Below are 20,261 nucleotides of genomic sequence, written 5' to 3' on the forward strand. Positions count from 1 at the left end.
CCGTCCGATCTTGCTGCGGGGAAACTCTCGAAAACCTAGCTGGCCGCATTCAGAAATCCGGGGTCGGCCAGCAGCTTGCCGGTATCGAAAACCAACCAGTGCTGGTTGTTGTTCGAAAAACCCTCGGAAACATAGGGACGCAATCCCTCGTCGACGTTATCCAGCGAAGGCAGACGGTGCTGCGGGCCGAAATGCCGCATTCCGATAATCTCATCGGCCAGCAAGCCATAATCCCATTCTCCGGCACGCACGACGACGATTTGACTGCCCGGCAGCCGCGTGGTGGGCCGGCCTGTCAGAAAATCCCGCAAATCCGTCACCGAGATGACCTTACCACGAAGGTTGGCGATTCCCAGCAGCCAGCGCTTGACGCCAGGCACCCAAGTAATGTGGGGAACCGGGATGATTTCGGCCACATCGTCCATGGAGAATAGCAGGTTCCACGCACCCAGGCGCAGCGCCAACCGTCCGCGAATCTCCGATTGCTGCGCGCCAGTCACCGCGACCGGCACTCGCTCGCGGATGCGTTTGTCGAGTTGCAGCAGAACGTCGAACGGATGCAACGGATGAGGGGGTGTCGCAGGGGTGGTGGTTATTGCCGCATCTGCCACAAAATAGTCCTCTGAGCGGGATGGAGCCGGACGAACGGCCTCGCGCGGCCCGGATTGCTGGATCGATGGATCGTCTTCAGCCTGGATAACATGCCCGATCGTACCGCAACACATTAGTTTTTTTATTGTGATTTTTAGCATACTAATGACTGCGATGCCATGACAGAATCCGCATCCGTCCCTATTTCACACCCCGCGGATGCGCTTCGACCGTCCCGCACGGATGGTTCGGACCGCATCCACGCAACCTTACGGACCCGCCGGCCATGACGATCAAGCTCGGTGTGGTGATGGACCCCATCGCCACCATCACCATCAAGAAAGACACCACTTTCGCCATGCTGCTCGCTGCCCAGGCCCGTGGCTGGGAGCTGCATTACTTCGAACAGGCCGATCTGTACGCCCGCGCCGACACGGCGTTCGGCCGCGCCCGTCTATTGAGCGTGCGGGACGATAAAAACGGCTGGTTTTCCTTCCACGGCGAGCGAGAACTGCCGTTGGCGCAACTAGATGTCATCCTGATGCGCAAGGATCCGCCGTTCGATATGGAGTACATCTACACCACCTACCTGCTGGAACTGGCGGAAACGGCCGGGGTGCTGGTGATCAACAAGCCGCGCAGCCTGCGCGACGCCAATGAAAAATTCTTCGCTCTGAATTTCCCGCAGTGCTGTCCACCGACCTTGGTCGACCGGGAACCGACCCGGCTCAAGGCGTTCCTGAGCGAACACGCCGACATCGTGATCAAACCGCTGGACGGCATGGGTGGCGCCTCGGTATTTCGCCTGCGACAGGATGATCCCAACATTAATGTGATTCTGGAAACCCTCACCGCGCATGGCCAACGACTGACCATGGCGCAGCGCTATCTGCCGGAGATCACGGCCGGCGACAAACGCATTCTGCTGATCGACAGTGAACCGGTGCCGTATGCGCTGGCGCGGATTCCGCAAACCGGCGAGACTCGCGCCAACCTGGCGGCCGGCGGTCGCGGCGAGGGCCGACCACTCAGCGACCGCGACCGCTGGATTTGCGCTCAGGTCGCTCCGCGCCTGCGCGAAATGGGTCTGCTATTCGTCGGTCTGGACGTGATCGGCGACTTTCTGACCGAAATCAACGTCACCAGCCCGACCTGCGCGCGGGAGCTGGATGCCCAGTTCGGGTTGGATATCGGCGGCGATTTGATGGTTGCCATTGAACGGCGCCTGCGGCGCTGACGACCACCGGTTCGGTAATGAATGAGCGGAATCGTGCACGACACCGAGGTCACCGGCCGGTTGCTGCTGGCGTTGCTGCTGGCTTCCGGTCTGCACCTCGCCCTGCTGTTCGGCGTACCGGCCGATTGGTGGGCACTCCACTATTCCAAGCCCCCGCGCTTCGAAGTGGTGTTGCTGCCACCCGTCCCGGTACCGGCGAAGCCCGCCAGGGGGACTTCCATCCCGGAGCCCACCGCACCGGCCGCCGCCTCGCCACCATCGGTCGCTCAGCCCCCGGAACCCACTGCCCCCGTCGAGCTATCCCCGCCCGTATCGAAACCGATACCCGAACCGGTTGAGTCGGCTCAATCTCCCCCTCCGGTAACCCGGATCGAACCGACCGTCGCCACCAAGCCGGCCACGTCGCCAAAACGNCCGCCGGCGCCGCCCAACGCCGAAGCCGTCACCTCCCCCAAAACAGCCGGCCACGTCGCCAAAACGGCCGCCGCCCAAGCCGAAACCGCCACCTCTCCAAAAACCGACTCAGAAAGTCGAGGCAAATCCGCTTGCCAAACCATCTCATCCCTCCCAAGCACTTGCGGCGAAACCCGCCGCGCCGAAACCGACTCGATCTTCCCGCATTGCCAAGCAGCCCTCCGCTCCTGGTGGAACCCGTGCTCGCGGCCCGCTGAACAGCACCGCCCTACTGGGACAGATTGCCAGCCTGGATACGGAAATCCAGCAGCGGGCGAATGCCGGAGTACGCAGCCAGCGGGTCAACCTGGCCGACACCCGGTCGTTGGCTGGTTTTTACGCCGCTGACTGGGCGCGCAAGGTCACGCGCGTCGGTGAGATGAATTTTCCCGACGCGGCTCGGCGCCTGAACCTCAGCACCGGTCCTCTGTTGGAGGTCTCAATCCGCGCCGACGGCAGCTTGCGGGAAGTCCGCATCTTGCGTTCATCCGGCAACGCCGAACTCGATCGGGCGGCCCGGCGCATCGTCGAACTGGCCGCGCCCTATCCCCCCTTTCCAGCCGAACTGCGCCGACAGGTTGACCTGCTGCGGATCGAAAGTCCCTGGCGTTTCGACCCCGGCGGCCGGATTCGGGCGCGCTGAAGCCGGCGGCTTGTCAAGGTAGGATCGAATCCCGATACTATGATCATGACCGAGCCCACCTACCTGACCAATCAGTTTCTGATCGCCATGCCGATGCTGGCGGATCCGAACTTTTTTTCAGACAGTGACTTATCTCAGCGAGCACAACGACAGCGGCGCGCTGGGTCTGGTCATCAACCGACCGCTGCAACTGACGCTCGGGCAGTTGTTCGAACATCTCCAGATCACCACCGACCGACCCGATATCGCGGGATTGCCGGTTTACCACGGCGGCCCGGTCCAGCCGGAGCAGGGTTTCGTCATCCATAGCCCGCTCGGTGACTGGGGCGCCACCCTGCGGGTCACCGAACGGATCGGCATCACCACCTCCCGCGACATCCTGCAGGCGGTGGCGCGGGGCGAAGGCCCGGAACAGATGCTGGTCGCCCTCGGTTACGCCGGTTGGGGACCGGGACAATTGGAGCAGGAAATGGCGGAGAATGCCTGGCTGTCGGGTCCCGCCGATCCCGACATTCTGTTTCACAGGCCCAGCGACCAACGCTGGCTGGCCGCCGCCGCCCTGCTGGGGATCGACCTGACCCTGCTGTCCGCCGATGCCGGCCACGCCTGATCCGCCGGAACCGGCGGCCGCTCCATCGGCGTCGGACGCACGCCAATCCCCGCGGGTGGTGTTGGGTTTCGATTTCGGCCGGACCCGCATCGGCGTCGCGACCGGCGTGGCGATCACCGGCGCGGCCCAACCCCTGCGGGTGTTGCCGGTACGCCGACAGCGCCCAGACTGGGATGCCATCGACCGGCTACTCGCCGAATGGCGACCGGATCTGCTGGTGGTCGGAGTGCCGCGCCACGCCGACGGCAGCGCCAACGCCATGACCGTGGCCGCGTTGCGCTTCAGCCGCCAGTTGCATGGCCGTTTTCGCCTGCCGGTGGCGACCATCGACGAACGGCTGTCCTCCTGGGAAGCCGAACAACGCGCTTTCGAGCCGGTCGTCGGCCGTCGACGCGGTGACGGCGCGGCGCTGGATGATCGGGCGGCGGCGCTCATTCTGGAAAGCTGGTTCAACCAACAACGGAGCCTCGCATCGTGCGCGACGCCGAATTCCTGATCGAAGTGATGGCCGGGCAGCTACAGGATCTGCTGGTCCGACGCAGCATCGCCGAACCGGCGCTGGTGGGGGTGCACACCGGCGGCGTCTGGGTCGCCGAACGCTTGCACCAGCGGCTTGGCATCGCCACGCCGCTCGGCCGGCTGGATATTTCCTTCTACCGCGACGACTTCAGCCGGATCGGCGTCAATCCGCAGGTTCGCCCCTCGGAGCTGCCGTTCGACGTGGACGACCGTCACCTGGTGCTGATCGACGATGTGCTCCATACCGGCCGCACCGTGCGCGCCGCGCTGAACGAATTGTTCGACTATGGCCGCCCAGCGTCGGTGCTGCTGGCGGTGCTGGTCGATCGCGGCGGTCGGGAGTTGCCGGTCGAAGCCAACGTGGTCGGCACCCGGCTGAAGCTACCACCCGGCCAGCAGATCCAGCTCGTCGGTCCCGACCCCCTGCAACTGCTGATTCAAACCGTGCCATGAGCGCCGCCAACCTCCAGTTGGACCGCCAGGGCCGGTTGCTGCATTTCCTGACCGTGGAAGGGCTGACCCGCCGCCATCTGACGGAAATCCTTGACACGGCCGAATCGTTGCGCGGCGTGGCCGAACGACGGGTCAAGAAACTGCCGACCCTGCACGGCAAGACCGTGGTCAACCTGTTCTTCGAGGCCAGCACCCGGACCCGTACCACCTTCGAGCTGGCGGCCAAGCGGCTGTCGGCCGATGTGCTGAACCTCAACATCGCCACCTCGGCCACGACCAAGGGTGAAAGCCTGCTCGACACTTTGCGCAATATCGAGGCGATGCAGTGCGACATGTTCGTGGTGCGCCACCCGCAAAGCGGCGCGGCGGACTTCATGGCCCGCCATGTCAAGCCGCACATCGCGGTCCTCAACGCCGGCGATGGCTGTCATGCCCATCCCACCCAGGGGATGCTGGATGCGTTCACCATCCGCCGTCACAAACCGGATTTTCCCAGCCTGCAAGTCGCCATCGTCGGCGATATCCTGCATTCGCGGGTGGCTCGTTCCCTGATCCACGCGCTCAACATCCTCGGCGCCGGCGAAGTGCGGGTGATCGCCCCGCGCACCCTGCTGCCAGCTGGGTGGAAAGCTTGGGCGCACGGGTTTTCCACAGTCCGAAAGCAGGGCTGCGAGAAGTGGATGTGATCGTCATGCTGCGCCTGCAACGGGAACGGATGGAGCGGGCACTGTTGCCGACCGAACAGGAATTCTTCCAGCAGTACGGTTTGACCGAGGAACGGCTGGCACTGGCCAAGCCGGATGCCATCGTCATGCATCCCGGCCCGATCAACCGTGGCGTCGAAATCGACTCGCGGGTGGCGGACGGACCGCGCTCGGTGATCCTGGAACAGGTCACCAACGGCATCGCCGTGCGCATGGCGATCATGTCGATCACGCTGGGCAACCATGCCCGACCGCTCGGGGAGGACGCTTGATGCGTATTGCCATCGAGGGTGGCCGGGTGATCGATCCGGCCCACCAGACCGACGCGGTCACCGATCTTTTCATCGCCGACGGTCGCATCGCCGGGTCCGGCCAGCCGCCGGCCGGATTCACGCCGGACCGGCGGATCGACGCTCGCGGTCAGATCGTCTGTCCCGGTCTGATCGATTTGTGCGCCCGACCGCGCGAACCCGGCCAGGAACACAAGGCCACCATCGCCAGCGAAGCCCGCGCCGCCGCCAGCGGTGGCATCACCACCCTGGTCTGTCCGCCCGACACCGATCCGGTGATCGACGAACCGGCGGTGGTGGAACTGATCCGACGGCGGGCCCGGGCCGCCGGCCAGGTTCGGGTCCTGACGCTAGGAGCGCTGACCCATCGCCTGCACGGCGAGCGACTGGCTGAGATGGCGGCACTCAAGGAAGCCGGCTGCGTCGGCGTCGGCGACGGTGGCCGCACGGTCGCCAGTAGCCGGGTGCTGCGACGGGCGCTGGAATACGCCGCCACCTTCGATCTGACCGTGTTCCTGACCCCGCTCGATCCTGAACTGGGCCATGGTTTGGCCCACGAGGGGCAGGTCGCCACCCGGTTTGGCTTGCCCGGCATTCCGGTGGCGGCGGAAACCGGCGTCATCGCCCGCGATCTGGAACTGATCCGCGACCTGGGCGTGCGGGTGCATTTCGGTCGGCTGTCCAGCGCTCGGGCGGTGGAACTGGTGGCGCGCGCCCAAGCGGAAGGGCTGTCGGTGACCGCCGATACCGCCGTCCATCATCTGTATCTGAGCGAAATCGATTTGAGCGGCTTCGACAGTTGCTGCCATGTACGTCCACCGCTGCGCGGCCCACGCGATCTGGACGCGCTGCGCGCCGGCTTGACCAAGGGTGTATTGGGCGCGCTCTGCTCCGACCATCAGCCGCACGAGCCGGATGCCAAGCAAGCGCCGTTCGGCGACACCGAACCCGGCATCTCCGGATTGGACACCCTGCTGGCACTGAGCCTGCGGCTGGCGCGGGACGACGTGCTGCCGTTGCCAACGCTGCTGGCGCGGTTGACCTGGGGACCGGCGCGAATTCTGGGATTGGACAGCGGCCATCTCGGGACCGGCGCACCGGCCGACCTCTGCGTTTTCGACCCTGACGCCGAATGGCGGGTGGAAGCAGACACCTTGCTTAGCCGCGGCCACAATAGCCCGTTTCTGGGTTGGGAACTGCACGGGCAGGTCACGCACACCTTGCTGGAAGGGCAGGTGGTCCATGCGCGTGAGGCGCGAAGGTGAAAATGAAAACGGACGCTTCGCTCGTCGACATGATCGCTCCGCTGGCCTCGGCGCCGGCCGGCGAACCGTTCGACCTGGGCGCCACCACGGCACGCGCGCTGCTATTGGCGGACGAGAGCGGTATCGCCCCGATCGTTTCGCTGGCCCGAACGCTGCGCGGCCGGCAGCCTCGGGTCAAACCGTTCGCGCTGTTCGAATTCGCGCCGCCGCTGCCGTTCCGGCCGCAACCGTCGCGGATCATGATTCCTGGATTGCCCGTTGGCATCATCGCCGCGCTGCCGCTGCTGGAGGATTGGGGCATCCCCAGTCGCATCGCCTGTCCGGCTGGAGACCAGCCCGGCTGTTTCGAGGGCACCGCGACGGATCTGGCGCGCGGCTGGCTGGATATTTCGCAGGGTGTGGCCGATGTCACCGTGTTTGCCTGTGGCGGCGAAGCGCTGCTGGCAACCGCCCAGGCTTTGGCCGACGCCTATCGGCTGGCCCGCCAGACCCGCGCCGCTTCCTTGTCGTGATCGGCAAGGAGATCGGGTTTCCTCACATTTGCTGTTTGAACGAGGCCTTGTTCTGGGCGTAATTCAAGGCTTCGTCGCGGGCGATCAACCCTTTCTTGACCAGCTCCAACAAACCTTGGTCGAGCGTCTGCATGCCGAAGGCGCGCCGGTCTGAATCGACGAGTACATCTGTGCCACCTTATCCTCGCGGATCAGATTGCGAATGGCCGGCACGCCGACCATGATTTCATGGACCGCCGTCCGGCCGCCGCCTTTCTTCTTGAGCAGCGCCTGCGAGATCACCGCGCGCAGCGATTCGGATAGCATCGACCGCACCATCGGCTTCTCGCCGGCCGGAAACACGTCGATGATGCGGTCGATGGTCTTGGGCGCCGAACTGGTATGCAGGGTGCCGAACACCAAGTGACCGGTCTCGGCGGCGGTCAACGCCAGGCTGATGGTTTCCCGATCGCGCATTTCGCCGACCAGGATGATGTCGGGGTCTTCGCGCAGCGCCGAGCGCAGCGCTTCGCTGAAACCGAGCGTGTCGCGGTGCACCTCGCGCTGGTTGATCAGGCAGCGCTGACTCTGGTGGACGAATTCGATCGGGTCCTCGATGGTCAGGATGTGGCCGTACTCGTTCTTGTTGATGTGGTCGATCATCGCCGCCAGGGTGGTGGATTTACCGGAACCGGTCGGACCGGTCACCAGAACCAGGCCGCGCGGCACGTTGATCAGATCCCGGAACACCGGCGGGCAGCCGAGTTCCTCCAGGCTCATGATCTGGGTGGGAATGGTGCGGAACACGCCGGCCGCGCCCCGATCCTGGTTGAAGGCGTTGACGCGGAAGCGGGCCAGCTTGGGAATTTCGAACGAGAAGTCGCATTCCAGGAACTCGTCGTAATCCTTGCGTTGCTTGTCGTTCATGATGTCGTAGATCAGCCCATGCACCTGTTTGTGCTCAAGTGGCGGCACATTGATGCGGCGGACATCGCCATCCACGCGGATCATCGGCGGCAAACCCGCCGACAGGTGCAGATCCGAAGCCTTGTTCTGCACGGAAAAGGTCAACAGTTCGTCAAGGGTCACGATGATCGCTCCTGCCAAGAGATTGTGAGGGGTGTCCCGCCGAGAGATGGTCCCGTTCGGGTCGGTTTCCGCATAGTATTATAGTGTCGATCGTCAAACCTTCTTGACCGTGCGCCAATCCGTCAGAGTAATCCCGCCATGATGACCGCCGACTACGCCGCTCGCCTGCACACCGTACTGGGCCGGATTCGCGCCGCCGAGCAACGCTTCCAGCGTCCACCGGGCGCGGTGCGGCTGCTGGCGGTCGGCAAGACTCAGCCGGCGGCGGCCATCGCCGCGCTGGCCGCCGCCGGTCAGCGCGATTTCGGGGAGAATTACTTCCAGGAAGCGCTGGATAAAATGACCGAGCTCGCCACGCTGGAGCTGGAATGGCATTTCATCGGACCGATACAAGCCAATAAGACCCGTGGCATCGCCGAGCATTTCGCCTGGGTCCACAGCGTGGACCGCCTGAAAATCGCCGAACGGCTGAGCGCACAGCGGCCCGATCACCTGCCGCCGCTGAATGTCTGTCTACAAGTCAACATCGACCGGGAACCCACCAAACATGGTCTGGACGAAGCGGAACTGGCCGAGGTCGCCCACGCGGTCGCCACGCTGCCGCGTCTGCGCTTACGGGGCTTGATGGCCATTCCGGCCCCAGCGGCTGCGTTTGCCGCCCAACGGCGGCCCTTCGCCCGGCTACGGAAACTGCGAGAGCGACTGGCCGACACCGGACTGGTATTGGATACGCTCTCCGCTGGCATGTCCGACGATCTGGAGGCCGCCATCGCCGAAGGCGCGACCCTGGTCCGCATCGGTACCGCGCTGTTCGGCTCCCGCCCTTGAGCGGCATCTTTGCAGTATGCTAGCAGTGGCCACGACTTCGAGACGCTCGAACAACGACGATCCCGGTAACCGCTCCAAGGCCCGAGAAAACGATCATGCCGTCAACTACCCTCCGGTTTTCCGCCCGCGCGCACGGCTGCGTGGCCGGCTTATTGCTGCTCATCCCGCTGCTGCTCGGAGCGGACGATTATCTGCGCGAGATCGAGGAAGAAGCCAAGCGCCAAGCGCCAAGCCTCGTGATCGATCCATCCCCGCCCGCGCCAGGCACGACCGCAGTCGGTGATACAACAACCGACCGACTGGCTGCGGGCTTGGATCAGGTGGCATTCGAACAAGCCCTGCGCGAAAACCTGCCGGGAACCTACGCGTTCTACCAGCAACTCGGTCCCGACCAACGGAAACAGGTCTACGAGACCTATCGAAGCGACAACCGCTTTGCCAGCATCAGCGAACAGGTTGCCCGGCTGCTGAGCGGTAAACACTGAGGTGGGTTCCCGCGCCACCGTAAACCGGCGCCCCAGAGGTTTCGGGCGCCACGGACATTCACAAGACTGAGGTGGAGATGAAAGACATCCCCATAGGCTTCATCGGCGGCGGCAACATGGCCCGCAGCCTGATCGGCGGGTTGCTGGCCAGCGGTGGCGATCCCGATCGCATCTGGGTGGCCGAACCCGACGCCGGCCACCGGGAACTGCTGCGTGGTCGCTTCGGCGTCCACACCGGCGCCGACAACCGGGAGATCGCCGCCCGGTCGGAGGTGATCGTCCTGGCGGTCAAACCGCAGGTGCTGTGCTCGGTGGCCGAAGCATTGGCCGACATCGTCCAGACACGCCGGCCGTTGATGATCTCCATCGCCGCCGGTGTACGCGAACCGGATATCCGTCGCTGGCTGGGCGGCGAGGCCGCCATCGTCCGCACCATGCCCAACACCCCCGCCTTGGTCGGCAGCGGCGCCACCGCGCTGTTCGCCAACACCCAGGTCAACGACGAGCAACGCCAACTGGCGGAATCGATCATGCGCTCGGTCGGACTGACGGTCTGGGTGGAGCAGGAACGGATGCTGGATGCGGTTACCGCGCTGTCCGGCAGCGGACCCGCCTACTTCTTCCTGCTGATGGAGGCGTTGGAAAAAATGGGTGTCCAACTGGGACTGGACCCGGAGGTGGCGCGGTTGCTGACCTTACAGACCGCTTTTGGTGCCGCCAAGATGGCACTGGAAAGCCCCGAGAATCCAGCCGCGCTGCGCGCTCGGGTCACGTCGCCGGGCGGCACCACCGAGCGGGCGATCAGCGTCTTCCAGGATGAAAAGCTCGACAAGTTGATCGCCCGCTCGCTGGCGGCCTCGCTGGCGCTTTTGGAAGCTCCGGAACTGCTGGCCGAAGAACTGGACGCCGTAGTGGCCAAGGCGCTGGAAGCGGCCCGCCACCGCTCCGAAGAGCTGGGCAATCTGCTTGGAGGGCAACCGTGACCGCCACCGTATTCCTGATTCAGACCGTTTTCGGTTTTTATATCCTGGCGGTGATATTGCGCTTCCTGCTGCAATGCGTGCGCGCCGACTTCTACAATCCGTTGGTGCAGTTCCTGGTGCGCATCACCAACCCACTCCTACTGCCATTGCGCCGATTCGTGCCCGGCTACCGGGGGCTGGATCTAGCCTCGGTGGTGCTGGCGTTCGCGCTGCAACTGCTGGAAGTCCTGTTGGTTACCGCGCTGTTCGGGCGGTCCCTCGATATCGGCGGTGTGCTGCTGGTGACGGTAATGGAGCTGCTCAAGTTGTTGATCAACATCTATCTGTGGGGCGTGATCATTCAGGCGGTGCTAAGTTGGATCAATCCTGATCCTCGCCACCCGGCGGCGCGGGTACTGGCGCAACTGACCGCGCCGTTGTTACGTCCGGCTCGCCGGCTGCTCCCGCCGGTTTCCGGGGTGGATCTGTCGCCGGTGTTGGTGGTGGTGGCACTGATTTTCGTGAGTCTGCTGCTCCAGGATTTGCTGGGGATGTGGAGCGGGTTGCGCTGAGGCGATGGACGCTGGCGGGTATTGCTGGCAAGGTAACGAGCTGCTGCTGCGGGTACGGGCACAGCCTCGCGCCAGCCGCGACGAATGGATGGGACTGTGGGATGACCGCTTCCGGGTCCGCATCGTCGCCCCGCCCGTGGATGGCCGGGCCAACGCCCACTTGCGCGCCTTTCTGGCCGAGTTGTTCGGGGTGGCGAAAAACCAGGTCACTCTGCTGGCCGGCGAAACTGGCCGGGACAAGCGCTGGCGCATCGTTGCCCCTAAACAATTACCGCCCGGCATCGCGGGTCCATGAAAACCACGCCCGCCCACGGTTCCACCGTGATAAGGATGTCGTCGCTCACGGTAGCGGACTCAAGAACTGCTAGCCCCGTAAATTTTGGCCGCCGGATCGGTGCAGGGAGCGACCGCGCTCAACGCCGCGAATGCCGCCAGGTCCAGCGTTTCCGGCCGGGCGCCAGGATTGACACCCGCCGCTTCGATCTGGGCAATTTCCAACCAGCCGCGCAAGGCATTGCGTAAGGTCTTACGACGCTGGGCAAACGCCCGCCGCACCACCTCGGCGAATAGCCGCTCGTCTCGCACCGCAACGGGCAATGTTTCACGTGGAACCAAGCGCACCACCGCCGACCGGACCTTGGGCGGCGGCCGGAACGCTTCCGGTCCAACCGTGAACAGCGGCTCGACTTGGCAGCGGTATTGCAACATTACCGACAGTCGGCCGTAAGCCTCCTCGCCCGGACCCGCCGCCATCCGCTCCACCACGTCCTGTTGCAGCATAAAATGCAGGTCGCGCAGGTGACTGGCTTGATTCAGCAGATGGAATAGCAAGGGAGTGGAGATGTTGTAGGGTAGATTGCCGGCCACCCGCAAACGGGGACCGGTGCCACGCAATGCGGCGAAATCGAACTTCAGCGCGTCGGCGTGATGAAGCCGCAACTTGCCGATATCCGCGCAATGGACGCGCAGCGGTTCCAGCAGATCGCGGTCCAGTTCCACTGCGTCCAACTCGCCGACGGCGGCCAGCAACGGCCGGGTCAGCGCGCCCAGGCCAGGGCCGATTTCCACCAGATGATCGCCCGGCACCGGTCGGATCGCCGCGACGATGCGTTCAAGCACACCGGGATCGCGCAGGAAATGCTGGCCGAAGCGCTTGCGGGGGCGATGCGCCAAGGCAGCGCTCACTGCGTTGGCGGAGCGGAGCTCTCCACCGAAGCCGCCGCCGGCTGCAGGCGGATTTCCACATAAGCTTCCTCGCGCAAGCGGCGCAAGGTCAGCTCCCATTCCTCGTCGGCACGCCGCCGCAGCAACGCCTCGCGCACTCGGGCTCGTTCGGTTTCGGTCGAAGCCGGACCCTGACGCCGTTCCTGCACCTGAACGATATGCCAGCCGAACGGCGTCTTGAATGGCGCACTGATTTCGCCGGGCTGTAGTTCGTTCATCGCCTGCTCGAACTGCGGCACCAACATCCCTGGCGTCACCCAACCCAGATCGCCACCATGCTCGGCGGAAGGGGTGTCCTCGGAATTAGCACGGGCCACGACCGCGAAATCCTCGCCGCTCTGAATGCGCTGACGCAGTTGTGCCAAACGCTGGCGGGCTTCGTCGTCGGACAGTTGCGGCGAGGTTTTGAGCAGAATATGGCGAGCGTGGGTCTGCGTCACCAGGTTGGAGGGTGCGGACGAACGCGTTTCACCGCCACCTTTCGTTTCACCGCCACCTTTGACTTCCAGCAGTTTGACAATGTGAAATCCACTGGGGCTGCGGATCAGTTCGCTCAGTTGTCCGGGTCGCAATTTCGGGACCACCTCGGTGAACAGGGTGGGCAACTGATCGGCGCGTCGCCAGCCCAGATCGCCGCCTTCCAGCGCTTGCCGACCGGCGGAAACGCTCACCGCCATCTGACGAAAATCCGCGCCCTGCCGCAATCGCGCCAACACCTTGTCGGCCTCACGCCTTGCGGTTTCGACCTGCTGCGGTGTAGCGCCTTCCGGCAGTGCGATCAGGATCTGGGCCAGATGATATTCGCGTTCGCCGTCGGCGCCGCTGTTACCGCCACCGCCCAGATTACCGCCGCCGGCCAACTGGGCTTGCAGGCTGTCCACATCCTGCTCGGAAACCTGGATCTGGCTGTCCACCAGCTTCTGGCGCAGCCGCCCCGCCATGATTTCCCGGCGCACGTCGTCGCGGAACTTGGCGAAATCGGCGCCATCTTTCTCGATCATCTGCCGCAACTGCGTCAGATTCATGTTGTTGCGCCGAGCCAGGGTTTCGATGGCCGCATTCAAGGTGGCATCATCCACGGTGATGCCGTTGCGTTCGGCGGCGCGCAGTTGCAATTGGGACAAAATCAACCGCTCCAGCACTTGGTTCTCCAGCACTGAATCGGGCGGGATCGGCACCTTCTGCTGCCGCAACTGGATTTTGATCGTGGCCGTCGCCGCCTCCAGTTCCCGGCGGGTAATGACGTCGTCGTTGACCACCGCCACGATGGCATCCAACGCGCTGCCCGTCCCTTCGGGTCCGGGACCGAACACCAGTTGGGTTTGGCCAATGGCCGGCAGGATGACCAACGGCAAATACAGCAAGAAAGCAAGCAAGCGTTTGTTCATACGTGTCATCGGAATGAATGCTAGTAACGAATTGGTTGATAGCCGAAGATGGAACTTTGCAACACGGTCTCCAGACCACCGCCCAATCGGGTCAGTCCCTTCAGTTCCAGTTCCAGGTAAAAACCGGTTTGCGCATCGACTTCCAGCGGGCTGTCGCGGTACTGGCGCGCGACCGCGCGAAACGCCCAGCAGCAATCCTCATATTCCAACCCGGCCAGGGTTTCCAGATTGCGGTCGATGTTCAATGCCTGGTTCCAGCGGGCCAGCACTCGTAATCGCGAGCTTAGCGGCCACACCAACGAAGCATCCACGGAGTGGATTTGATCGCTCAACCCCAGGTCGGACGGGTCGCGATCCCGCAGGTAGGACAGGTTGACGAACTGACGCGAAGTCGCGAAATAGCGCAAGTCGAATGCGGTACGCAGCAAGTCGCTGTTGTCCGGCTCCAGTTGTACACCCCCTTGTACCGACCAGCGGGACGACAGGTTCAACGCTCCCTGGGCGATCAGTCCCGAATTGGCTGCGGTTTGCGGGGGAAGTTCGGGATACAGGTTCACCCGGCGATCCTCGAAATACTGGATTTGGCCGACGCTGGCGCGTAGGCGCTCGCGACCGCTCGATCCGTCGATCAGCCGGGAGGTCAGCGCGGCGGTTAACTGGTTGGCGTCACCCAGCCGGTCGGCACCGGTGAAACGATTTTGGCGGAACAACCAGTCAAAATCGCGATCCATCCGAGCGCTGTCGAAAATGGGGATATCGTCCTGGTCGCGATAAGGGACATACAGGTAGAACAGACGCGGCTCCAGCGTCTGCGTCCCGGCCGTCACGCCTAGCCAGTCGGCCTGCAACGGCCGTTCGAAGATCAAGCCGCTATCCAGGCTGAGCACCGGCGCGGCGCGCGAGGGCGCATCGTTGGCGCCTGCTGCGGTGTTGTCGAGCTGATAGCTGGTGTAGCGAAATCCAGCCTGGGGTTTCAAGTATCCCCAGGGTTTTTCCAACGCCCAACCCACGGTCGGCCATAGATCCAGGCGGGTTCCGGTCACCACCGCAGAGTCGGATTGCTGAAAGCTCACTACTTCACCGTGCAGGCGGTAGTTGAAACCGCCAGCCCCGGTCGGCCAGGCACCGTCGAAAACCAGTTGCGGCAAGCGCTCATAAGGATCGCCGGTCAGGGCGAACAGCGCCGGATTTAGAATTTGGTAACCCTGCACCCGAGCCAACGCCCGCCACCAGTCCCCCTGGTAGCGCACATCCAGATACCGTTCCAGGTAGTTGACCGTCAGGAAATCCAGGTTGTTGCTTAAGTCTCGAAGGTAACTGTCGTCGGAAACATATTCGAACCGCAGGTTAGTGTAGAGGTTGGGCAGCGGCGTGGCCCGGTCGACGATGTTGAAGGAACCGCGGGCGTCGCCGTAACGACGGTCGTAGGGGATGTACTCAGCGTCGATTTTCCCCTGCCGGTCAGGGTATAGATAGCGGTACTCCGCGCCCAACAGCAGGCCACGCGCGGACATCAGTCGAGGAGTAAGGGTCATATCGCGATCCGGCGCGATATTCCAATAATAAGGAAGCGAAAGATCAAAGCCGGTCTCGCTATCATAACCTTGGCGTGGAAACAGGAACCCGGACTGCCGCTCCTCGGTGATGGGAAACGACAAATACGGAAAATAGAATACCGGCGTATCCTTGAACGCCAACACGATATCGTGGGCCGTACCGCGACCGCTCGCCGAGTTCAGGTTGAGCCGGCGTGCCCGCAGCTCCCACGCTTCCCGACCGCGCGGGCAGGTTGAATAGGTGGCGTCTTCCAGTCGACTGGTCTGTTGGGCACGGTCCACATTCACCTTCTCGGCGTAACCCTGGGCATTGCGTCTTGGCAGATAGTAATCCGCATCCTTGAACCAACCGGTCTCGGCGTTCAGGTCCACCTCAGCTTGGGTGCCACGCAGCGCTTGGTTGGGATCGCCGTAGGTGAATCCTTCCTCGACCCGAACCCGGTTGGCCGGACGCTCCAGGGTCATTCGCTCGGCGCGCAAGCGCTGATCGCCGCGAGACAACTTGACGTCACCTTCCAGTACGGACCAGGTGGATGAGGATTCGACCCGGCCGGCTTCGGCCCGCACCGGCAGATCGTCCGGTGCCGGCGCGTTCGGCGTGGCCGGCACGATCTCTTGAACCAGTTCGTCGGCTTCGCACTGGAGCCACGGATTGAAGGTGGATTGCGCCTGGACACCGACCAGCGGCAGTACCGCCAACACGGCGCCGGTCGCCAGCACTCGGAAATACGGCGTCACGGAGCAGGATTTTACGTGTCGATTAAAGTGCCCTAACATCGCATAGATTGACCATGGCTGCAATCTCACCCAGATGGAGCGAACCTGCTTGAGCGACCGTGAGCACCTACTGCTGGAATGGCTGAACACCGTCTTGCCGGTAGCGCCGGACCGCATGGCCCCGGCATCCAGCGATGCCAGCTTCCGCCGTTATTTCCGGGTCTGGTACGACGGCCAGACCCGGATCGTGATGGACGCCCCGCCGGACAAGGAAGACTGCCGGCCGTTCGTCGCCATCGGCCAGGCCATGCGCGGTCTGGGCCTGAACACGCCCGAAGTGTTGGCCGGCGATCTCGACCAGGGATTGTTGCTGTTGACCGATCTTGGCAGCCGTCAGTATCTGGCGGAACTCGACGAGCACAGCGTGACCAGCCTGTACGACGACGCGCTGGCGGCACTGGCGTGTCTGCAAATCGGCGGCGATCCCGATTCGCCCCTGTTGCCGCTCTACGACTCGGCGCTGCTGCACCGGGAAATGGACCTGTTCCGTGACTGGTTTCTGGAGCGCCTGCTTGGCCTGGAACTATGCATGGACGAGCGGCAAACACTTGACCAAGTCTTCGCCTTGCTGGCCGATAACGCCCTGGAACAACCACGGGTATGGGTCCATCGCGATTACCATTCCCGCAACCTGATGGTCACCGATCCGGTCAACCCCGGCGTACTGGATTTTCAGGACGCAGTGGTGGGCGCGGTGACCTACGATCTGGTTTCGCTGCTGCGTGACTGCTATATCGCCTGGCCGCGCGAGCAGGTCGAACGCTGGGTGCTGGATTACCGGGCGCGACTACGGGCGCTGGGCATGAGCGGACTGGACGACGCCGGGCAGTTCCTGCGCTGGTTCGATCTGATGGGCATGCAGCGCCATCTCAAAGCCATCGGCATCTTCGCCCGCCTGAAGCTGCGCGACGGCAAGACCGGCTACCTGCGCGACATTCCCCGGACTCTGGGCTATGTGCTGGAGGTGGCGAACCGCCACTCCGAACTGACCGGCTTGCGTGAGTTGCTGCGGGCGCGGCGAGTGGATCGCTGGGAGCCCGCGCTGTGAAGGCGATGATTCTCGCCGCCGGGCGCGGCGAACGGATGCGGCCGCTGACCGATCACACGCCCAAACCGTTGCTGCCGGTCGCTGGCCGACCGTTGATCGTTCACCAACTGACCGCGCTACAGGCGGCGGGCATCGCCGAACTGGTGATCAATACCGGCCATCTGGGCGCGCAACTGACGTCGGTACTGGGCGATGGCGGAACATGGGGACTGCGTATCGTCTATTCCCCGGAGCCACCCGACGCACTGGAAACCGGTGGCGGCATCTTCCAAGCCCTGCCGCTACTCGGTTCGGAGCCGTTCCTGGTGGTCAACGGCGATGTGTGGACCGATTATCCCTTCGTCCACCTGCCAGCCGCGCCCGTCGGGCTGGCGCATCTGGTGCTGGTCGATAATCCGCCGCACCATCCCGTGGGCGACTTTGCTTTGTGCGACGACGGACAGGTGGGGGAAACCGGCGCGGCGCGGCTGACCTTCAGCGGGATCAGCGTATTGCGACCGGAGTTGTTCGCTGATTGCGTACCCGGCCGCTTTCCGTTGGGTCCGCTGTTGCGGCGGGCAATGACGGACGGGCAAGTGACCGGCGAGCATTATCGCGGCGGCTGGCGGGACATCGGAACGCCGCAACGCTTGGCCGAACTGGACGACCAGTTGCGGCGCCGACCCAAGGCACAGCCTTCAAGCTCCCCCGCCATCGGAGACTGAATACCCTGGCTCTCGCCGACGCCTTGCCTGTGCCTTTCGTCGGATCGTACCGGCGAGGGCACCGGCGATCAACGGCCGGCTCCGCTCAGCCAGTGTGTCGAACGTCCTGCCCCTCGACGATATAGATCACGTATTCGGCCAGATTGTCGGCGTGGTCGGCGACCCGCTTGAGGGCCTTGAACGCCAGCACCACGTCAATGATCGTCGCCACCATCGGCCCGCCCTCCAGCGACAGCACGCTGAGCGAGCGCAAGCTGTCCTGAAACGCCTCCTCCACCGGATCTTTCTCCTGACGCACCAACTCCCAAGCCTGCTCGATGTTCAGCCGGGCCAGCGCGTCCCGCGCCGCCACGAATCGCTGGAGAGCGACCTGGGCCAGACAGTCCATGTCATGCGCAACGCCTTTATGCAACGCGCCGCCGCGCGCCTGAATCGCCAGCGCTTTTTCGGCAACAGTCTTGGCCTCGTCGCCGATCCGCTCCAGATCGGCGACGGCCTTGTGCAAAGACATCACCAGGCGCATGTCGGTACTGACCGGCTGACGGCGGGCCAACAGGCGAATACAGGCCTGATCGATGTCGAGGTCGCGACGGTTGAGCATATCGTCGCCAGCCACGACCGCTTGCGCCAGTTCGATATCGCCGGCCCTGAATGCGGTGACCGCCTGCTCGACCTGTTGCCCGGCGGCCCGCCCCATCTCCAGCACCTGTTCGATCAGGCTATCGATTTCCGAATCAAAACGCTTGACGGTATGTCGAGTATTGGTGAAGGCCATGCCAGATCGCCTCTTTGGTTGAATCACTCATCGGCGGGTCGAGCCGCCGCCCGCGCCGCCCGTCCGATACGCGTCATGGTGGTTTCGATCCAGGTTTCGGTCATCCAGTTGAGCTCCTGCGGCGAACGGCCTTCGCTGGCGATCAGGGGACCGAAAACCACCTGTACGGTGCCCGGACGTTTGAGAAAACCCCGTCGCGGCCAGAATTCCCCGGCATTGTGGGCCACCGGCAGAATCGGGCAACGGCTGCGCGCGGCCAACACCGCGCCACCCATGCCGTAGCGTTTGCGGACGCCGGGGGCAGTGCGCGTACCCTCGGGAAAGATCAGGATCCATTGACCCCGTCGCAAGTGTTCGATGCCCTGCCGGATCACCTGCTTGACCGCTGAAGAGCCGGCCCGACGGTCGATGGCGATCGGTCGCAACAACTTCAGCGCCCAGCCAAAAAACGGCAGCCACAACAGCTCGCGCTTGACCACCCATGCCGTCGGTTGCAAATACTGTTGCAGGAACAGGGTCTCCCAGGTGGACTGGTGCTTGGCCATCACGATGACCGGTCGGTCGGGAATATGCTCGGCTCCGCTCACCCGGTAATCGATTCGGCAGGTGACTCGCAGCCACCAAATGTTGAAGCGGCTCCAGGATTGCGACAACCGGTAACGCCGGTTGAAAGGCAAGGCAAAACCAAGAACGATCGCCAACCCGCACACCACGGTCGAAAGCAGCATGCCGAGTGAAAAGAGCAGCGAACGCACCCATAACTCGACAACCGCGGGCTTGGCCACCGCGCGCGTGGGCAGCGAATCGAATCGCAGGTCATTCATGGTCAGTCGTCAGATACTCGGCCACCGTGGCCAGATCGTCGAACACCAGCACGTTGGCGCAGCTTTCCGCTTCCCGTTCCAGGGTCCGGGCGCCTTTGCCGGTGCGCACCAACAGGGGCCAGGCGTTGGCCGCTCGCGCCGCCCGGATGTCGCGCACGCTGTCGCCCACCACCGGTGCTCCTTGCAGGTTGCATTTCAAGCGTCGGCCGATCTCTAGCAACATGCCAGGATTGGGCTTACGGAAGGGGTTGGCTTCGTCCACATCCGGACAGAAGAAAATCGCCTCGATCAGACCGCCGACTTCCTGCACCATCCGATGCATTTTGCGATGGATCTGGTTGAGGGTTTCCAGATCCAGCAACCCGCGTCCGATCCCGGACTGATTGGTGGCGATCACCACTCGATAGCCGCCGTGATTCAGGCGAGTGATTGCCTCCAGGCTACCGGGAATCGGGTTCCATTCCTCCGGCGACTTGATGTAGGCATCGGAATCTTCGTTGATGACGCCATCGCGATCCAGAATAATCAGCTTCATGGTGGGTCGTGTTTTTTTCACCCGCGCAAGCCAACGTATATGTTTCACGTGAAACCATCCGACCGGCGACATTGACCACAGGTGGCGTCGCTGGACTTCGTCTCATGTGAAACGACAATTCGGCCTCCATCCCGGTCGCTACCTCGGCTACTTTCATCATCGGGCTTTGTTTCACATGAAACCTCGTTGGCTGCCGGGCTGCGATGGAAAACACCTCCCGCCCAATATCGCGGCCCGT

General features: G+C 63.6%; 20 protein-coding genes and 3 pseudogenes. 15 read left to right on the forward strand and 8 right to left on the reverse strand.

Translation table 11 applies throughout. The features are described 5' to 3' along the window. Window positions 1-35: 35 nt before the first annotated feature. A complete protein-coding gene (locus E4P82_RS22755) occupies window positions 36-611 on the reverse strand; it encodes a chemotaxis protein CheW (protein WP_169247960.1) in 576 nt (191 codons plus the stop codon). Window positions 612-877: 266 nt separating this feature from the next. Here E4P82_RS22755 and gshB point away from each other — a divergent pair, with 266 nt between their 5' ends. From gshB to E4P82_RS05525, 8 genes and pseudogenes are all read left to right on the forward strand, one after another. Then, window positions 878-1,828, forward strand: coding sequence for a glutathione synthase (gene gshB, locus E4P82_RS05485; RefSeq protein ID WP_169247961.1), 951 nt, complete (start codon window positions 878-880; stop codon window positions 1,826-1,828). Window positions 1,829-2,660: 832 nt separating this feature from the next. Next, window positions 2,661-2,924, forward strand: coding sequence for an energy transducer TonB (locus E4P82_RS05495; RefSeq protein ID WP_169247963.1), 264 nt, complete (start codon window positions 2,661-2,663; stop codon window positions 2,922-2,924). A gap of 45 nt (window positions 2,925-2,969) precedes the next feature. Then, a pseudogene (locus E4P82_RS05500) lies at window positions 2,970-3,534 on the forward strand (YqgE/AlgH family protein). Beyond that, window positions 3,518-4,030, forward strand: a complete 513-nt coding sequence (gene ruvX, locus E4P82_RS05505; RefSeq protein WP_169247964.1) for a Holliday junction resolvase RuvX — start codon at window positions 3,518-3,520, stop codon at window positions 4,028-4,030. The pseudogene E4P82_RS05500 and the gene ruvX overlap by 17 nt, the downstream one beginning before the upstream one ends. A gap of 8 nt (window positions 4,031-4,038) precedes the next feature. Continuing rightward, the gene (pyrR, locus tag E4P82_RS05510; protein WP_211203045.1) at window positions 4,039-4,506 is read left to right on the forward strand and encodes a bifunctional pyr operon transcriptional regulator/uracil phosphoribosyltransferase PyrR; all 468 of its coding nucleotides are present in this window, start codon (window positions 4,039-4,041) and stop codon (window positions 4,504-4,506) included. Further along, window positions 4,503-5,482 (forward strand): annotated as a pseudogene (locus E4P82_RS05515) (aspartate carbamoyltransferase catalytic subunit). The gene pyrR and the pseudogene E4P82_RS05515 overlap by 4 nt, the downstream one beginning before the upstream one ends. Then, on the forward strand, window positions 5,482-6,765 hold the full coding sequence (locus tag E4P82_RS05520; RefSeq protein ID WP_169247965.1) for a dihydroorotase: 1,284 nt from the start codon (window positions 5,482-5,484) through the stop codon (window positions 6,763-6,765). Before E4P82_RS05515 ends, E4P82_RS05520 begins: the two are co-directional and overlap by 1 nt. Before the next feature lie 2 nt (window positions 6,766-6,767). Next, a complete protein-coding gene (locus tag E4P82_RS05525) occupies window positions 6,768-7,277 on the forward strand; it encodes a ferredoxin reductase domain-containing protein (RefSeq protein ID WP_169247966.1) in 510 nt (169 codons plus the stop codon). 22 nt (window positions 7,278-7,299) lie between these two features. Here E4P82_RS05525 and E4P82_RS05530 read toward each other — a convergent pair. Next, a pseudogene (locus tag E4P82_RS05530) lies at window positions 7,300-8,345 on the reverse strand (type IV pilus twitching motility protein PilT). Between the two features lie 138 nt (window positions 8,346-8,483). Here E4P82_RS05530 and E4P82_RS05535 point away from each other — a divergent pair. From E4P82_RS05535 to E4P82_RS05555, 5 genes are all read left to right on the forward strand, one after another. Beyond that, the gene (locus E4P82_RS05535) at window positions 8,484-9,173 is read left to right on the forward strand and encodes a YggS family pyridoxal phosphate-dependent enzyme (RefSeq protein ID WP_420887066.1); all 690 of its coding nucleotides are present in this window, start codon (window positions 8,484-8,486) and stop codon (window positions 9,171-9,173) included. Between the two features lie 95 nt (window positions 9,174-9,268). After that, window positions 9,269-9,658, forward strand: a complete 390-nt coding sequence (locus E4P82_RS05540; RefSeq protein WP_169247967.1) for a hypothetical protein — start codon at window positions 9,269-9,271, stop codon at window positions 9,656-9,658. A gap of 77 nt (window positions 9,659-9,735) precedes the next feature. After that, a complete protein-coding gene (gene proC, locus E4P82_RS05545) occupies window positions 9,736-10,641 on the forward strand; it encodes a pyrroline-5-carboxylate reductase (protein WP_169247968.1) in 906 nt (301 codons plus the stop codon). Then, complete coding sequence (locus tag E4P82_RS05550; protein ID WP_169247969.1) at window positions 10,638-11,192, forward strand: YggT family protein; 555 nt, start codon at window positions 10,638-10,640, stop codon at window positions 11,190-11,192. The genes proC and E4P82_RS05550 overlap by 4 nt, the downstream gene beginning before the upstream one ends. Before the next feature lie 4 nt (window positions 11,193-11,196). Next, complete coding sequence (locus tag E4P82_RS05555) at window positions 11,197-11,487, forward strand: DUF167 family protein (RefSeq protein WP_169247970.1); 291 nt, start codon at window positions 11,197-11,199, stop codon at window positions 11,485-11,487. 59 nt (window positions 11,488-11,546) lie between these two features. Here E4P82_RS05555 and rsmA read toward each other — a convergent pair whose 3' ends face one another. Genes rsmA through E4P82_RS05570 form a run of 3 tightly spaced genes read right to left on the reverse strand, consistent with a single transcriptional unit; the run spans window position 11,547 to window position 16,098 of the window. Further along, window positions 11,547-12,365 (reverse strand): 16S rRNA (adenine(1518)-N(6)/adenine(1519)-N(6))-dimethyltransferase RsmA, encoded by an 819-nt coding sequence (rsmA, locus tag E4P82_RS05560; protein WP_169247971.1) that lies wholly within the window; start codon window positions 12,363-12,365, stop codon window positions 11,547-11,549. A gap of 8 nt (window positions 12,366-12,373) precedes the next feature. Continuing rightward, a complete protein-coding gene (locus tag E4P82_RS05565) occupies window positions 12,374-13,804 on the reverse strand; it encodes a peptidylprolyl isomerase (protein WP_169247972.1) in 1,431 nt (476 codons plus the stop codon). A 20-nt stretch (window positions 13,805-13,824) separates the two neighbouring features. Next, window positions 13,825-16,098, reverse strand: a complete 2,274-nt coding sequence (locus tag E4P82_RS05570; protein WP_169247973.1) for an LPS-assembly protein LptD — start codon at window positions 16,096-16,098, stop codon at window positions 13,825-13,827. An 88-nt stretch (window positions 16,099-16,186) separates the two neighbouring features. On the opposite strand from E4P82_RS05570, the gene E4P82_RS05575 reads away from it, so the two are divergent. Together E4P82_RS05575 and murU are read left to right on the forward strand one after the other, a co-directional pair. After that, complete coding sequence (locus E4P82_RS05575) at window positions 16,187-17,185, forward strand: aminoglycoside phosphotransferase family protein (protein ID WP_246327386.1); 999 nt, start codon at window positions 16,187-16,189, stop codon at window positions 17,183-17,185. Continuing rightward, window positions 17,182-17,889: an N-acetylmuramate alpha-1-phosphate uridylyltransferase MurU gene (gene murU, locus E4P82_RS05580; RefSeq protein ID WP_312914211.1), complete on the forward strand. Its 708-nt coding sequence runs from the start codon at window positions 17,182-17,184 to the stop codon at window positions 17,887-17,889. Before E4P82_RS05575 ends, murU begins: the two co-directional genes overlap by 4 nt. A gap of 85 nt (window positions 17,890-17,974) precedes the next feature. On the opposite strand, the gene phoU is transcribed toward murU, so the two are convergent. From phoU to gmhB, 3 genes are read right to left on the reverse strand one after another with little or no spacing between them, the layout of a single operon-like run. Then, complete coding sequence (phoU, locus tag E4P82_RS05585; protein WP_169247975.1) at window positions 17,975-18,664, reverse strand: phosphate signaling complex protein PhoU; 690 nt, start codon at window positions 18,662-18,664, stop codon at window positions 17,975-17,977. 23 nt (window positions 18,665-18,687) lie between these two features. Beyond that, window positions 18,688-19,488, reverse strand: a complete 801-nt coding sequence (locus tag E4P82_RS05590; RefSeq protein ID WP_169247976.1) for a lysophospholipid acyltransferase family protein — start codon at window positions 19,486-19,488, stop codon at window positions 18,688-18,690. Next, window positions 19,481-20,095, reverse strand: a complete 615-nt coding sequence (gene gmhB / locus E4P82_RS05595) for a D-glycero-beta-D-manno-heptose 1,7-bisphosphate 7-phosphatase (protein WP_338140965.1) — start codon at window positions 20,093-20,095, stop codon at window positions 19,481-19,483. The genes E4P82_RS05590 and gmhB overlap by 8 nt, the downstream gene beginning before the upstream one ends. Window positions 20,096-20,261: the final 166 nt, after the last annotated feature.

It is taken from the genome of Candidatus Competibacter phosphatis (assembly GCF_012939995.1).
Lineage (GTDB): Bacteria > Pseudomonadota > Gammaproteobacteria > Competibacterales > Competibacteraceae > Competibacter > Competibacter phosphatis.